Here is a 14304-nt window from a genome sequence, read left to right as displayed (position 1 = left end):
CATGAAACTGAAACTGCGCATTGCTGTCGTGGACGACCACGCCGTGGTCCTGCTTGGCGTCAAGGACTTCCTGGAGCAGGACCCCAATCTCCAGGTCGTGGCCACATTCAGCACGCCATCGTCCTTGATGCAATACGCCAGATCGAACCCGCTGGACGTGGTTCTGACCGACTACTCCATGCCGGGCGACGATGTCTATGGCGATGGCCTGCGCTACGTGGACTATCTGATACGCCACTTCCCGGACATCAAGGTGCTGGTGCTGACGACCGTCTCCAACCCCATGATCATCTCGGCCCTGTATGACGCCGGCGTCGCCGGTGTGCTGCTCAAGGAAGAGCCGCTCACCCAGATCATGGCGGCGCTGCAGTGTGTCCGCCTCAATGCCCGCTACTATTCGCCCTCATTCCAGGCCGACACGCCCAGGCAGGAGCGGTCCGTTTTCCTGGCCGAGCGCGCCAACAGCCTCTCGCCGCGCGAGTTCGAAGTCCTCAGGCATTTCGCCAATGGGGAGTCCATCACCGAAATCGCCGCACGCCTGCGGCGCAGCGTCAAGACCGTCAGCCTTCAGAAGAACTCCGCCATGCGCAAGCTGAACGTGGACAGCAACCAGGACCTGGCGGCCTTCTGCGCCGAGCACCATCTCTTCGACTGACCGGCCTGCGGGCTGCACAAGCCGGTCACCCTTCCAGCGCCTGGCCTTGCGCCGGGCCGCCGTCCTCGATGTCCCCCTCACCCAGGGGATAGTACGGTTCGGACGGCATCAGGCGAAACCCCAGAAGTGCCCCGCGCCGGCTTGTCTTCATCGCCAGGGGCGCCTGGCAATGCACGCAGCAATAGTTCACGAAATTGGCGTCCTGCTCCAGTGAATAAAAGCGGAACCTCAGTCCGGGGTGGGGCGTTGACAGGCTCGTATTGCTCAGCAATTCGTAGCACGGGTCGCACAGTTTCTGGGACGTTCTCTTTGGCTGCATTTCTGGAAAAAACGGATCGATATACCGCTCTCCAGTCTTGCCCGGCCATGCGCAGCCAAGGTTAAGACGATTCTTATTGCCGCACGGCGCGCATCAACGCGGCTGCTGCTGCGTCGTGCAGTGGATGCCGCCGCCCCCGGCGGCAATCGCGTCGATGTCCAGCTGCACCACCTCGCGGCGGGGAAACAGCTCGCGCAGCAGGGAGCGGGCGTTGGCGTCCGCGCGGGCATCGCCAAACTGCGGGGCGATCACGGCGCCGTTGCACACATAGAAGTTGATGTAGCCGGCCGCGAACTCCCTGGACTCCAGCTTGCTGCGCACCGACGAGGGGCCCTTGAGCACCTGCACGTCGAGCTTGCGGCCGCGCGCGTCTGTGGCCTGGCGCAGTATGTCCAGATGGCGCCGCGTGACGGCGTAGTCGTAGGAGTCCGGGTCGTCGTCCAGGCCAGCCACCACCACGCCGGGCGAGGCAAAGCGCGCATAGAAGTCGGTGTGCCCGTCCGTGATGTCGCGGCCCGCAATGCCGGGCAGCCAGATGATCTTGCGCAGGCCCAGCAGGCGCTTGAGTTCGACCTCGCAGGCGCTTTTGGACAGGCCCGGATTGCGGTTGGGGTTGAGCACGCAGCTTTCGGTGATGAGGGCCGTGCCCTGGCCGTCCACCTCGATGCCGCCGCCCTCCAGCACCAGCTCGGTCTCCAGGTGGCGCACGTTGGCGGCTTCGGTGACAAAGCCTGCCACCTCGGCATCGTTGTCATGCGCCTGCTTGTCGCCCCAGCCGTTGAAGTTGAAATCCACGCCCGCCAGTTCGCCCTTGCTGCTGCCAGTGCCGCTGCCCAGCTTGCGCACAAAGACCGGCCCGGTGTCGCGCATCCAGAGGTCATCCACGGGCTGCACATGCAGCTTGACGCGGTTGCCGCACAGGCGCGCGGCCAGGTCGTAGTCGCGCTCGCGCACCAGCATGTTCACGGGCTCGAAGGCGGCAATGGCGCGCGCAATGCCGGCCAGGTGCTCGCGTGCGGGCTCCAGCAGGCGGCGGCCCCAGACCCTTTCGCTGGGGCCGAACGACATCCACGTGGACTGGTGCGGGTCGCCCTCGTCGGGCATGTGCCAGGTCTCCAGGCTGTCCGGGTCCTGGCGGCTGCCTTCGGCACGGGCTGCCGTGGAGCGGGCGGCGGCGGTGCCGGCCAGGGCCGCCATGGGCGACAGGCCCAGGCAGTTCAGCAGGCAGCGGCGGGAAAGGGCGTAAGGCATGGTGTCTTCAGCAAGTGCTTGGGGGAATGCTGCGATTGTCCGAGCCCGTATTCATTCTGAAAATTGATATCTTTTGCCTTGATCAATCAGCTGGGCTCATGATTCAGGGCGAGGCACTGCCTGCTCCACAAGGTAGTCGAACACCTCGCGCACCAGCGCCATGCGCGGCTCGCCCTCGATGCGCGACATCCACAGGCGGCCCAGTGCAAAGGGTGGAATGCCTTCCACCAACTGCAACCGGCCCGTGCCCAGTGCCTCGTCCGCCAGCAGACGCGATACCACGGCGCAGCCGCGCCCGCGCAGCGCCGCGTCCAGCAGCAGGCGTGCGTCGTCGTAGATGGCGGTCTTGCGCTGCCGGCCCAGGTGCTGGCGGATGAAGGGGCCGGTGCGGTCGCTGGTCAGGTCTTCCTCCAGGCACAGCAGGCCGGCACCTGTGTGCGGCCCGGGTGCGCGCACGGCCACCAGCTCGTCGGCCAGCAGCGGCACCTGCAGCACATCGGTCTGCCGCAGCGGCTCGCGGGTAATGGCGATGTCCACATCCAGCTCGTCGATGTAGCGCGCTGTCTCGTCGGTGGAGACGATGGGGCACAGCTGGGGGTGGCGCTGCAGCAGGCCGTCCAGGCGCGGCTGCAGCCAGCCGCTGGCCACGGGGGCGGGGCAGACGATGGTGACCAGGCTGTCGTCCATGTAGGTCTCTATGCGGCTGAGCCCGTGGCGTATCTGGTCCAGCGACTTGCCCACGCTGTCCAGCAGCAGCCGGCCCGCTACCGTCAGCTCCACGCCGCGCCCCTTGCGGCGGAACAGCGGCTGGCCCAACTGCTGCTCCAGCTGCGCAATCTGGTGGCTCACGGCGGATTGGGAAATGCACAGCTCCTCTGCCGCGCGCGAGTAATTGCCCAGGCGGGCTGCGGCCTCGAAGCCGATCAGGAACCGGAAGGAGGGGAGGCGGGCATTGGACATGGGACACGGCAGACAAAGCGGTGGAACCGGAATTGTCGACGCGCCCAGCCGAAGCCGGGGCGCGATGGGCCGGACGCTGTCGTTGCAACACTTGGTTACTTCCTTGACCCATCTCAAATCCCGCATGCGGCAGCGTCGATACGCTTCGGCCCATGAATCACCAGGGCTTGACTTTGGTCAGCATGGCTTGGCACGCAGGCATTCCCCGCCTGTGCGCGCACAACAGCGGCGCACAACGCCGCACAGGAGATGCATCAATGCACATCGGTCAACGTTTCTGGCGCCGCCAAGGATTGGGCGCAAAGCTGTCACTCACCAATTTTGTCTGGGTCGCCGCCATCCTGGCGCTGCTGGTGCTGGGCATTGCCTGGGATGTGAGCAAGTCCCTGCAGAAAAAAATGCACAACGAGATGCAGCAGGGCGTCCAGATGCTGCACAACTTCGTCGAGTCCACCGACAAGGAGCTGCGCCAGCGCACCCAGTTCCTGGCCGACAGCCTGGCGCGCAGCCTGCAGGGAACGCTCAGCCTGGACACCAGCGGCGGCGAACCCGTGCTGAGCCTGGACGGCCAGCCGCTCAACGGCAACGATGCGCACCTGCAGGCCTTCACGCGCAGCACCGGCGCCGTGGCCACCGTGTTTGCGGCCCAGGAGCAGGGCGACTTCGTGCGCATTGCCACCACGCTCAAAAACGAGAAAGGCGACCAGAGCGCGGCCGTGCTGGGCAGCCGGCTGGACCGCGCCCATCCCGCCTACGCCGCCATCCAGGCCGGCCAAAGCTACATGGGCCTGGCCCACCTGTTCGGCCGCCAGTACATGACGCAGTACCGCCCGCTCAAGGACGCTTCCGGCGCCACCGTGGGCATCGCCTTCGTGGGCCAGGACTTCTCGCAACTGCTGGAGCACTTCAAGGACTCCATCCGCGCGCTCAAGGTGGGCCAGACCGGCTACTACTACGTGCTCAATGCCGAAGACGGCCCCCAGCGCGGCCAACTGGTCGTGCATCCCGCCCTGGAAGGCCAGAACATGAGCGATTCCAAGGACGGCGATGGCCGCTTCTTCATCCGCGACATGCTGGACCGCAAGCAGGGCAGCATGGCCTATCCCTGGACCAATCCGGGCGAAACCCAGGCCCGCGACAAGCTGGTCGTCTTCAGCCAATACGCACCCTGGAACTGGGTCATTGCCACCAGCGCCTACGTGGACGAAGCCGTGTCCGAGACCCGCAGCCTGGTCCTGCAGTTCGCCCTCATGGGCCTGGGCGCCGTGCTGCTGCTGTCGGCGGCATGGTTCTGGCTCATCCGCCGCATGATCGTGCGCCCCTTGAAGCAGGCCAGCCACATGGCCTACGCCATTGCCGATGGCGACCTGACCGTGCGCATCGCCAGCGACCGCCAGGATGAAATCGGCCACCTGCTGGAAGCCATGAACACCACCAGCACGGGCCTGACGCGCGTGGTCGGCAGCGTGAACGAACAGGCCCACAGCGTGGCCCTGGCCAGCGCGGAAATCGCCCAGGGCAACCAGGACCTGGCCGCCCGCACCGAAAGCGAAGCCAGCGCGCTGGAGCAGACCGCCGCCGCCATGGAAGAGCTGGGCTCCACCGTGGCCCACAACGCAGACCACGCGCAATCGGCCGACCGCATCACGCGCGAAGCCCAGCGCGTCGTCACCGAAGGCGGGCAGGCCGTGCGCAAGGTCGTGCAGACCATGCAGGGCATAGACGCCAGCAGCAAGAAGATCGCCGACATCATCGGCGTCATTGACTCCATCGCCTTCCAGACCAACATCCTCGCCCTGAACGCCGCGGTGGAAGCAGCCCGTGCGGGCGAGCATGGCCGGGGCTTTGCCGTGGTCGCCGAGGAAGTGCGCGCCCTGGCAGGCCGCAGCGCCGAGGCCGCCAAGGAAATCAAGCAGCTCATCAGCCACAGCGTGGCCGAAATCCACACCGGCAACCAGGAGGCCGCGTTTGCCGGGGAAACCATGGAACAGGCCATGGAGGAAATCCGCAAGGTCACCCAGCTCATCTCGGACATCAGCCACGCCAGCGCCGAGCAGAACAGCGGCGTCGCCCAGGTGGCCGAGGCCATCACCCACATCGACCAGACCACGCAGAAGAACGCCGCCCTGGTCGAGGAAATGGCCGGCGCAGCCGCAGGCCTGCGCCACCAGTCCGATCAACTGGTGCGCGTGGTCTCGGTCTTCAGGCTGCCGGGCGGCAGCGGTGCGCCGCTGCAGACTTCGGCCCGCGCAGCGAGCGCCGCGCAAACCACCAGCGACGCAATCCGCCGTGCCCCGGCGCTGGCGCCCAGCGCTGCCGCGGCCAAGCCCGCAGCCCCGGCGGCTCCAGCAAAAACGGCCGCCGCCAAGCCCGTCGCCATGGCCTCCACGGCCGATGACGACTGGGACAGTTTCTGAGAGCCACCGGGTGAGGCCAGGGGAGCCTGGTGCCCCTGGAGCCCCTGGCTCCAGCGGCCCGCCCTCTCGGGCCCGCGGTGCTCTGGCATGCTCTGCAGCCACTCCATGAACCGGTTGAATCCCATTGACGCCCCTTGAATACATCGATCGCGCCCTGGCGCTGGTGGCCCAACGTGCCCTGGCCCTGCCAGGGCACGATGTCTTCCAACACCTGGCGCAACAGCTGCAATACGTGCGTGCGGTGCTGCTGGACCGGGGCCTGGACCGCTCCAGGCTGCACCAGATCACCATCGGCAGCATGGCAGTCAAGGAGTTCGACGAGACCGATCCAGAGCTGGCCCGGGCCCTGAAGGATGCGCACTACGTAGCCGTGCAGACCGGGCGCGGGCTGAAGATCGATTTGCCCTGAGCGCGCTCCAGCAAAGGAAATGGCGAGGGCAGTTGGGCGCTACGCCAGCGGAGTCTCGAAGACCACCCGGCCCAGGCGGCTCTTGGCGATGTAGCTGTTGCCGCTGATCTCGGCGGTCTTGAAAGAGTCGCGGCGGTCAATGAAGCCGGGCACATCGCTCATCCACAGCCTTTGCGGGGTGCTCTGGCCTGCCCTGGTGACTTCGCAATACCAGGCTTCACCCACTGCGGAATCAAGGCGCCGGAACACTTCCCGGCCAGCCGCTGGCCACTCCTGGGGCAAAGGAGTGGCATTTGACGCCCGCGTCAGTCGTGCCGCGCCATCAGGTCACGGCGGCGGCGCTCGTAGTAATGCCGCTGGCACTCGGCCGCCTCCTGCCAGGCCTGTCTGTCGATGGCCTCCTGCACATGCTCCGGCAGCGGCCGGGGCGCAGCCGCAGTCGCCAGCATGGCCTCCATGCCCTCCAGCGGCGCAAAGCCCAGGCAGGGCAGCTCGAACGGCAGCGCGGGCTCCTGCGCATTGGCCAGAATGGCCCCCAGCGCCCAACGTGCCATGCGGTCAAAGAAGCCGTCAGGGTGCCCATGGTTCCAGTACCGCGCCATCTCCGGCCCCGCAAACCGCATGGCGTCATAGGCATGCCTGGGGTTGTGGCGGGCCAGCTCCACCACCTCGCTGAACCAGATCTCTCCAATCCCGTAGTGCTCATGCCCGCTGTTCACGCGCGGCGGCACAAACCACTGAATGCGCTCCCCTTTCGCATTGCGCTGTGTGAAAGACAGGTCATCGCAGGTGCGGATGCGGCGCAAGACCTTGGGCGCAGGCCCCGGGATCAGGCTCTGGGGCGGGTGCTTGGCCTTGTACTTGGGTTTGCGGTCTTTGGCCGATGCATCCATGCTGGCCAGGACCTTGTGCTTCACCCAGCGCCTGAAGCGCTTGGCCACAGGTGAGGGGCTGGCCTGGATCAGTGCATGCAGGCCTTCTGCACTGATGGCCGCCACGGCTTCGCGCCTGGGCTTGCAGCCGGGTTCGCTGGCAAGGCGGACGGTGCAGCGCTGGTCCTCAGCGAGCTTGCCGGTGGTCAGCTTGTGGCGGGAGATTCCCAGGGCGGTGCACACATCCTTGGCCAGGAACCAGATCACGCCGTTCTTGGAGAACGTGCGGATCGGGATGTCGCCGAAGTGGAGGGTTTGGGGGGTGATGTCGTCTGCAGGGATTCCACGGACGGACGGGGTCTGCGTAGCCATGACTGGCCTCCTATGATTCGTTGGACTACCAACTTCGCCTCCTGTTGAGAGAGGCGGCCGGGTGCTTCAACACGGTCATAGGGCCGCCCGCAGATTTCCCCCGAAGGGTCTTGTATAGCTGCGCGCCACCCGGCCATAAGAAAGCCTTGCCCCGGACCTCGGGGCAAGACGAAACGTATGGACGAAAAAAAGCCACTGGACTTACGGGAGTGACTTCCGCCTATGAGGTGTGTTGAGCACCGGGGTGGATCGTAGCAGGTGTGGGGGTGCGGGAGCTGTCCAACTCGTCTACGCAGGTGTAGCGGATGGATGATGCAGGGGCGTGTTGATGGGAGGGCTCTGCAGTGATTTGCGAGAGCTACATCAGGTGGTTTGGTTGCTTTGCAGATCAGCTGCTCAGGACCTGTGGGTCAGCAGACGGCCAGGAGCGGTCCTCACAGACATCCCGGTAGATGACGGCTTCAGGTTGGAAGCGGATCTCAGTTGCTCAACAGTAGTTCGACGCGGCCTGCTTCAACTGCTAGTCCGTGCTCCTTCAAGATTGACGAGAGCACACCCAGGTAGACGCTCTCCTCTACGAGGACTTCCCAGCCCGGTGGCAGCGCAATTGCGAAGCCATAGACAAGCAAGGTCCTCGGTGGGATGTTGATCCGTTCAACCTGAATTTCGTACTCATCCAGGTCTTCTGGATAGATGACGCCGAATCCCCCGTTGCTGTTTCCGTAGCCATGCCGTAGCTCTGCGAACTCAGCCAGCTGAGATAGCTGCCTCCAGTACAGGATTACTTCCCTGCATGCGGCGAGCGGTTCAGGCGCATCCAACATCCTGTACCTCCATTGCGTTAACGATGTCTATTCTGCCCACGGACGATGCTCGCTTCTGCTGCAAAGCAAACAACTACTGCCGAGAAGTTAGCGCCAGCAATGGGTCGATTGCTGGCTGACGCGCACGACCGCTGGCGGGGAGTTCAACACTATCCCGCTGATCCGCAGAGCCTGCCGCCAGGCGACAGACCGCTCACGCTGCAGAAGACCTCCAGCGTGGCGGGTTCAGGCTGATCTGAGTCATTAGCGCATCAGTACGCCGGGAGCGGTAATCGCTAAGGCCAGCCATTCCCCCTCGCCAATGCTGAGCAGCGGTATCACCCTCGAAACCGGTCACTTGACCGCCGGACAGGCCACGTATCGATCTTAACGATGGCCTCAGTTAGAGGAGGCAGATTCATGTTGAGCCGCAGCCATCAGCTCGCTGACTCCTCGACTGCTCCCGTTCGTAACCAAATGCGGAACGCCCAAGCAATCCAAGTTAGCCTTTGAGGCTAAAGCGATTTGCACAACTATGCGGCTTTGTAGCAATATCGGCCGGAGGCCGATCCACCTCAAACCCCAGACGCAGTTATACCTCGGCCGCTGTTAGGCGCATCCCCAGTTAGGTAAATCGATTGAGGATGGATGCCAGAATGTTGAGCCCCGCTACTTGCCGCTCAAACGTCTTGGACATCACCTTCTCACCCAATCGATTGAAGCAATTCATCTTCGTCTGCACCAATGATTTGCGGTGGTAGCCGCTCCAGTGTTTCCAGATGGCACGCCCCAATCGCGTGCATGCCTTGACTGCCTCATTGAAATGGGTGAATGCCAGTGCTTTGCGCAGCCTTGCTCCTTTGCGCGGCGGGATGAGGGGGGTGACTCCACGCCGGTGACAAGCCTCATGTACGTCCTCTGTGTCATACGTTACATCACCCACTAGTCTGGCCACAGTTTCATGGCTGGGGATTTGATTTAATAACTCGGCACCCACTGGCGAGTCACCGACTTCATTGGTGGTCACAATGATGGCCCGGATCTGCAAAGTGTCGGCATCAATACCCAGATGCACTTTGCTCCATTGACGACGACGTTCTGCGCCATGCTTCTTTGTTTTCCACTCGCCTTCGCCCAGGAACTTGATGCCCGTGGAGTCAGCGAGCACGTGCAGGCCCTGGCTGTTTGAACGGTAGTGCACTTGAACATCCAGACTCTTTTGCCAACGGCAAACCGTACTTTAGTCGGCGCAGCCCAAGGCAGGCCCATCAATTTGCGTAACGAATGCACCAAGCCCAGGGTTTGCCGCAGAGGCAAGCCGAACAGAAATTTGATGGCCAGGCAAAACTGGATGGCAGCATCTGAGAAGGTGCAATTGCGGCCATGCTTGCCGCTTGGAGGGGCCAACCACTGCATGTCCTTGACCAGCCAGATCGTCAAGTCGCCTCGGGCCTTCAACGCTGCGTTGTACGCCCTCCAGTTTGTGGTGCGGTAACGCTTGCGCCCCCAGCTCGATTCACTCATCTGGCGAGCCTACCGCACTGCAGAGCTGGAGTTGTGCAACAATGCCCTTTCAGTTTGCTAGAATAGGAGAAAGTCGCGAGTGGATCTGCGTCAAACTTGGAATTTTCTGGAATTTGAAATTTTTTAAAAATCAGAGTTGACGAATCAACTCGAAAGAATCCCAGGAGTAACATATTTTTATGCTTTGTGATCTCTATTATTTTAGTTCCTATCAGGCGAAATCCTGCTTCCAAAAAACCATTTGGGCTATTGGTGTCTATTGAAAATTTAGCTCAGGAGTTCGCGCTGAACATCCCATGGATTGGTAGGCACGAGCGGAGGATAGAGGCTCTAGTTAATCTACTGGAAGAAGCGGATTCTGCTCGATCTCAACATGGCCCTGCATTAGTTGGCCGTCTGTTGGAGCGTTTTACCTTCTTATCGACAGATGCGTATGAGCAGCATCTGCTCGATATGGCTAAATATATTGATGAGACATTTGATTTAAATAGAACCATTCTTTGTGCGACTACTGCAGATCGACAGAAAGATAGTGCGCAGCGTGTTCTGTACGATCTCGTCAGCACCCTTGCTGGGATCGGTCGTTACAAGGTTCGAAACCTGAATCGATACGACGCAGCTGCGCGAGAGCAGGACTTTGACGCATTATTATTGGTGGACGAGTTCATTGGGTCTGGTCAATCTTTCGTTGGTCGAGTCAAAAATTTACGCAGAATTTTCGACCAGCAGCGTCGATCTATTCCACTTATTCACGGTATTGCGCTTGTTGGCATGATGCGAGGGCTTCGCTCAATTTCTTCGGAGTTTGAATCTCTGAATGTTTGTATCGCGTTGAAGAAGGGCATTGAGGACTATGCCACCCCAGACATGCAAGAAATGGAATATTCGGTGATGAGCGATCTTGAAGCGGTGCTTGCCTCTCATTTTGAAGGCGAGGCAATGCCCTCGTTAGGCTATGCAGCATCTGAAGCTCTCTACTCTCGACATAGCGGTAGCTGTCCAAACAATGTTTTCCCGATTTTTTGGTGGCCTCAGCATTTGAGATTACGTGATCGTCGTCCGCTTCTTCCTCGGGCATTATAGTTTTTTGGAGGCAAATGCCAGTCGAACTCTCTACGAACGAGCGAAAGCTTCTGCAGATCCTTCAATCGCTAAAATCCAATACCATGGTGCAACTGCGGAAAGAACTGTCCTGGGATGTAGCTCGTTTCGCCACCACAATTATTGCGCTTCAGGAACGTGGACTTCTGAACCGAGATGGCGTGTACCTCGTAGTAACCGCAGAAGGAGCGAAGCAACTTCAACTGGCTACTCGTGGGCACAGATCACAGCCTCACACCTCCTTCGCCGAGCAGTACGTTGCTCCGCAGCTTCCTGTCACATCGCTCTATTTACCCGACCATGGGCGCTTCTTGCGTGCTTTGCAGCGTACCCTGTATACTAACTAGGTCAGCCGCAGTAATCCAGAATGACGGCGTGTTGCCGTTCTTAGCTGAGGCTATTTTTGGCCTTAAGGGTCAGAGCTTCTACGAAGCTCTGACCCTGCGACGCGTTGCAAGCAACGCGTCGCACCGTCATCCAAGAGGAAAAGGCGCGAACGCCTTTTCCTCATGGATAGACGGCAAGCGACAACGACCCTTGGTCGTTGTCCAGAATGAAACCTAAAGGTTTTTTGTGGACCACTCGGCTGACACCCTACCAAAGCTACCTACTTACAATGAGTGGAGTTCTCACTTTCGCTCACGTGGAATTCGGGAGGACCTTTCCGCTCAATACCTCGCTTACATTAGACCTTTGGTAAAGCGAGGAGTGCCTGTAATCTTCGACTTTCGGCATTTGTGCGATTTATTAGGGCGAACGCCAGAGTTTATTGCACGTGCGTCCTGTGCGCCAGAAAGCTTCTACAGAACATTTAGCATCCCAAAGAAATCTGGTGGTTTAAGGAGTATCTCCTCACCATATCCGTCTTTAAAAGAGTGCCAACGGTGGATTGCCACTCAAATAATAGGACGACTGCCGATGCACCCTTCTGCTACGGCTTACCGACCTAAATCATCCATCATTTCCAATGTCGCACCTCATTTAACTGCTGACGCGTGCTTACTTATTGTTGATCTTAAAGATTTTTTCCCATCCATCTCGAAGAAGCGGCTCATTGGCTGGTTTTCAGCAATTGGATATAACTACGAGGTTTAAATCGCACTCGCCTCGCTTTGTTGTCTTGATGGTCACCTTCCGCAAGGGAGTCCAGCTAGCCCGCATTTGAGTAATGCTATCTGTGTCACTTTAGATCGGAGATTGGCAGGAATCGCTAGTAAATTCGACCTCGCGTATACGCGCTATGCGGACGACATTTGTTTCTCCGGTCAACACGTTCCACCAGTCGTGCTTATTCTTGTAGATGCTGCGGTTAAAGAGTCTGGATTCGCGCTGAATCCCGGTAAGACGAGATCGCATGGGCCATCCGCATCTTCAAAGGTCTTAACCGGCATAAATATTGCATCGGGAACTGCGCGGCTGCCACGGGATAGACGCCGCCGCCTTTCTCATGAAATGCATTTTATTGAAACTTTTGGGTATATTAGTCATCGTTCCAAGCTAAAGATAACGGACTCCAAGTACCTGCTCAGGTTACGCGGGCAACTAGAGTACTGGCGGATGATCGAACCCGCAAATGAGCGTGTACTCCATTACATTGCTCAGGTCGCACAGCTGCAACATCTACACGGGGGAGGGAGAGACTAACCTTTAGGCTGAGCGTCGCTCCATCGACAAATCCCCAGCTCAAATGTCGAACGGTAGTTTTCACGCCTGGCAAATTTCTCCTCTAAGTGATTGCGTGAATGCGCCCTCACTAGGCGTGAGCCTCTACGGGGATCACTTCGACTCTGCATCGATAAACTGCATAGAACCGCGGGTTCTGCAAGCAGAGCGGTCGCTGAGACTGCATTTTGGTTCACGCAACGAGTGCCCGCATCAGACGGTGGATTCAACCGGTCAACGCAACACACTCATCAAACATTTCAGCAGGTGTTCTGAACCCCAGCGTCTTCCTGGGACGTTGGTTCAATTGCCTTGCCATCGTATCCGTGCCAGCTTGTGAGTAGCCCGACAGGTCAAGCCCTTTGGGAAGGTACTGCCTGAGTAACCCGTTCGTTTTCTCGTTGGTGCCCCGTTGCCATGGATGGTGCGGGTCGCAGAAGTAGACCTGAATGTCGGTAGCCAAGGTGAAGCGTTTATGCCCCGCCATCTCTTAGGAGCGATAGAGCTCTTGCGGCAGTCTCCTTGCATGCCTGGCCAGCGCTGCAGCCACCGTGTACGAGTGTTTGTCCGCCAGCTTGACCAGCATCACGTAACGCGTGTACGGCTCGCCCCAGGCGTGCAGCCACGCAGTGGATGGATTCGCCCGCTGCCAGAGCTCGCGAGATCTCCTCGCGCTCAGCGAGGGTCAGGGCCAATGGGACCGATGGCGCGCCGGCGGGCGGATTCCGCCGGTTGCAGCCAGGATGCTCTGAATGGAGGTATGTGGTCGATCGAACAGCTTGCCGATCTGGTGCAGAGTATCGCCCTTGCTCCAGCGATCCCACATCATCGCCTTCTGTGCTTCGGTGTAGTAGATCCGAGGTCGTTGCTTCATGGCCAGCACTCCTTGCGCCAGGTGCAGTCATTGTGTTGCATCGACCGGTTGAATTCGCAGCCAAGAGAGGATTTTTACTCGGAAAGCTGAATGCGTATTCGCTCAAGTGCCGCATTAACTTCATCACCCCATCCCTCTGATAAATTCAGCGCTAGAATCAGCTCAAAGCGCCCTTTCACAGGATTTTTTCCAAGCGTTTCTGCAAAAAATGCAGGTAGCTTTGCAGCCTCATCAATAATTCTCCCCGCAGTTCCTATTAGTAGGTTTTGAAGTTCCTCAAATATTCTGTCCAAAAATGCGAATCTTATAGATTCCTCCCATTTCAGAGCACTTTGGCACATTTCGCTGTATAGTCGGGCTGTTGCGACTATTGCGGTATCTTTCCCAGGAACTCCCGGCGCCCCCCAGGCGATAGCAAATTCATTATTACTGATTTCGACGAAAGAGTGCGAAATATTTCTTATCTCTTTTAGCTTCAACCCAATCCAGGGAAAGAAGTCCTCTTTGGTGACTCTGGTGCCGGGAAGTGTGTAAAGATTTCTTTTTAAAGCATTCCAGCGATGTTGCACTGGCTCCATCTCAAATCTTAGAACTTCAGCTGTTAGGCGATACTCCCAAAGGTCACCCTTCTCAAGAATCAAACGTTCGGACAGGTAGCTAAGACGACCAAATTCTTCGAGATGACGATCTTCAAACTTCTTTCTGATCAGCGCAGATGTTTTCCCGACCTTCTCCGCAATAAATTGCTCATGCGCACGTTGCCATTCAAACAAAAGACCCGAAGGATATTTCGCAGGATCATCATCAATCAATTTGTGGCAGTTACCACAAAGCCAAATTGCATTGGTGATTGAGCTCCGGTCAACTGAAGTCATCGTCGGCTCGTAGCGAGCAGAGCCTGGGTTAGCTCCGTAGATATGAGCGGCTTCGCCTAAATTGACTGAGTCATGGGGGTTTTCAGATGGACCACTGGTAAGAGCGCCGCAGTCCGGATTGGCGCACTGATTGGCTGATCTCCTAGCAAGGGTTGCGATGACAGCTTGTTTGAACCTATCTTCAGTTGCCATTTTGATGAGAGTTTTGAT

11 protein-coding genes and 2 pseudogenes are annotated in these 14304 nt (G+C 59.3%); 5 read left to right on the top strand and 8 right to left on the bottom strand.

Translation table 11 applies throughout. From position 1 onward, the window contains the following. Position 1: 1 nt before the first annotated feature. The gene (locus A4F85_RS09805; RefSeq protein WP_034392317.1) at positions 2–655 is read left to right on the top strand and encodes a response regulator transcription factor; all 654 of its coding nucleotides are present in this window, start codon (positions 2–4) and stop codon (positions 653–655) included. A gap of 412 nt (positions 656–1067) precedes the next feature. On the opposite strand, the gene A4F85_RS09795 is transcribed toward A4F85_RS09805, so the two are convergent. Both A4F85_RS09795 and A4F85_RS09790 read right to left on the bottom strand, forming a co-directional pair. Continuing rightward, positions 1068–2225 carry an agmatine deiminase family protein gene (locus A4F85_RS09795; protein WP_063326471.1) on the bottom strand — a complete coding sequence of 386 codons (1158 nt, stop codon included), beginning with the start codon at positions 2223–2225 and terminating at the stop codon, positions 1068–1070. A gap of 96 nt (positions 2226–2321) precedes the next feature. Beyond that, positions 2322–3185 carry a LysR family transcriptional regulator gene (locus A4F85_RS09790; RefSeq protein WP_063326470.1) on the bottom strand — a complete coding sequence of 288 codons (864 nt, stop codon included), beginning with the start codon at positions 3183–3185 and terminating at the stop codon, positions 2322–2324. 257 nt (positions 3186–3442) lie between these two features. Here A4F85_RS09790 and A4F85_RS09785 point away from each other — a divergent pair, with 257 nt between their 5' ends. Together A4F85_RS09785 and A4F85_RS09780 are read left to right on the top strand one after the other, a co-directional pair. Next, positions 3443–5602, top strand: coding sequence for a methyl-accepting chemotaxis protein (locus tag A4F85_RS09785; protein WP_063326469.1), 2160 nt, complete (start codon positions 3443–3445; stop codon positions 5600–5602). 124 nt (positions 5603–5726) lie between these two features. Further along, on the top strand, positions 5727–6011 hold the full coding sequence (locus A4F85_RS09780; RefSeq protein WP_063326468.1) for an immunity protein Tsi6 family protein: 285 nt from the start codon (positions 5727–5729) through the stop codon (positions 6009–6011). Between the two features lie 39 nt (positions 6012–6050). Here A4F85_RS09780 and A4F85_RS29550 read toward each other — a convergent pair whose 3' ends face one another. From A4F85_RS29550 to A4F85_RS29545, 4 genes and pseudogenes are all read right to left on the bottom strand, one after another. Further along, positions 6051–6236 (bottom strand): hypothetical protein, encoded by a 186-nt coding sequence (locus tag A4F85_RS29550; protein WP_197485478.1) that lies wholly within the window; start codon positions 6234–6236, stop codon positions 6051–6053. Positions 6237–6316: 80 nt separating this feature from the next. Beyond that, positions 6317–7255, bottom strand: a complete 939-nt coding sequence (locus A4F85_RS09775) for a BRO-N domain-containing protein (RefSeq protein ID WP_063326467.1) — start codon at positions 7253–7255, stop codon at positions 6317–6319. Positions 7256–7734: 479 nt separating this feature from the next. Continuing rightward, positions 7735–8079, bottom strand: a complete 345-nt coding sequence (locus A4F85_RS09770; RefSeq protein ID WP_063326466.1) for a hypothetical protein — start codon at positions 8077–8079, stop codon at positions 7735–7737. Positions 8080–8683: 604 nt separating this feature from the next. Then, positions 8684–9582 (bottom strand): annotated as a pseudogene (locus A4F85_RS29545) (IS5 family transposase). A 186-nt stretch (positions 9583–9768) separates the two neighbouring features. Here A4F85_RS29545 and A4F85_RS30525 point away from each other — a divergent pair. Further along, positions 9769–10665 carry a phosphoribosyltransferase-like protein gene (locus tag A4F85_RS30525; RefSeq protein ID WP_197485477.1) on the top strand — a complete coding sequence of 299 codons (897 nt, stop codon included), beginning with the start codon at positions 9769–9771 and terminating at the stop codon, positions 10663–10665. A gap of 1113 nt (positions 10666–11778) precedes the next feature. Then, complete coding sequence (locus A4F85_RS31415; protein WP_082848176.1) at positions 11779–12327, top strand: reverse transcriptase domain-containing protein; 549 nt, start codon at positions 11779–11781, stop codon at positions 12325–12327. 244 nt (positions 12328–12571) lie between these two features. Here A4F85_RS31415 and A4F85_RS09760 read toward each other — a convergent pair. Together A4F85_RS09760 and A4F85_RS09755 are read right to left on the bottom strand one after the other, a co-directional pair. Further along, positions 12572–13219 (bottom strand): annotated as a pseudogene (locus tag A4F85_RS09760) (IS30 family transposase). Between the two features lie 74 nt (positions 13220–13293). Beyond that, complete coding sequence (locus A4F85_RS09755; RefSeq protein WP_063326465.1) at positions 13294–14286, bottom strand: HNH endonuclease; 993 nt, start codon at positions 14284–14286, stop codon at positions 13294–13296. Positions 14287–14304 lie beyond the last annotated feature (18 nt).

This window comes from Delftia sp. GW456-R20, from assembly GCF_001622915.1.
GTDB classification, from domain to species: domain Bacteria; phylum Pseudomonadota; class Gammaproteobacteria; order Burkholderiales; family Burkholderiaceae_C; genus Comamonas; species Comamonas acidovorans.
This window is presented reverse-complemented; position numbering and strand designations above follow the sequence as displayed.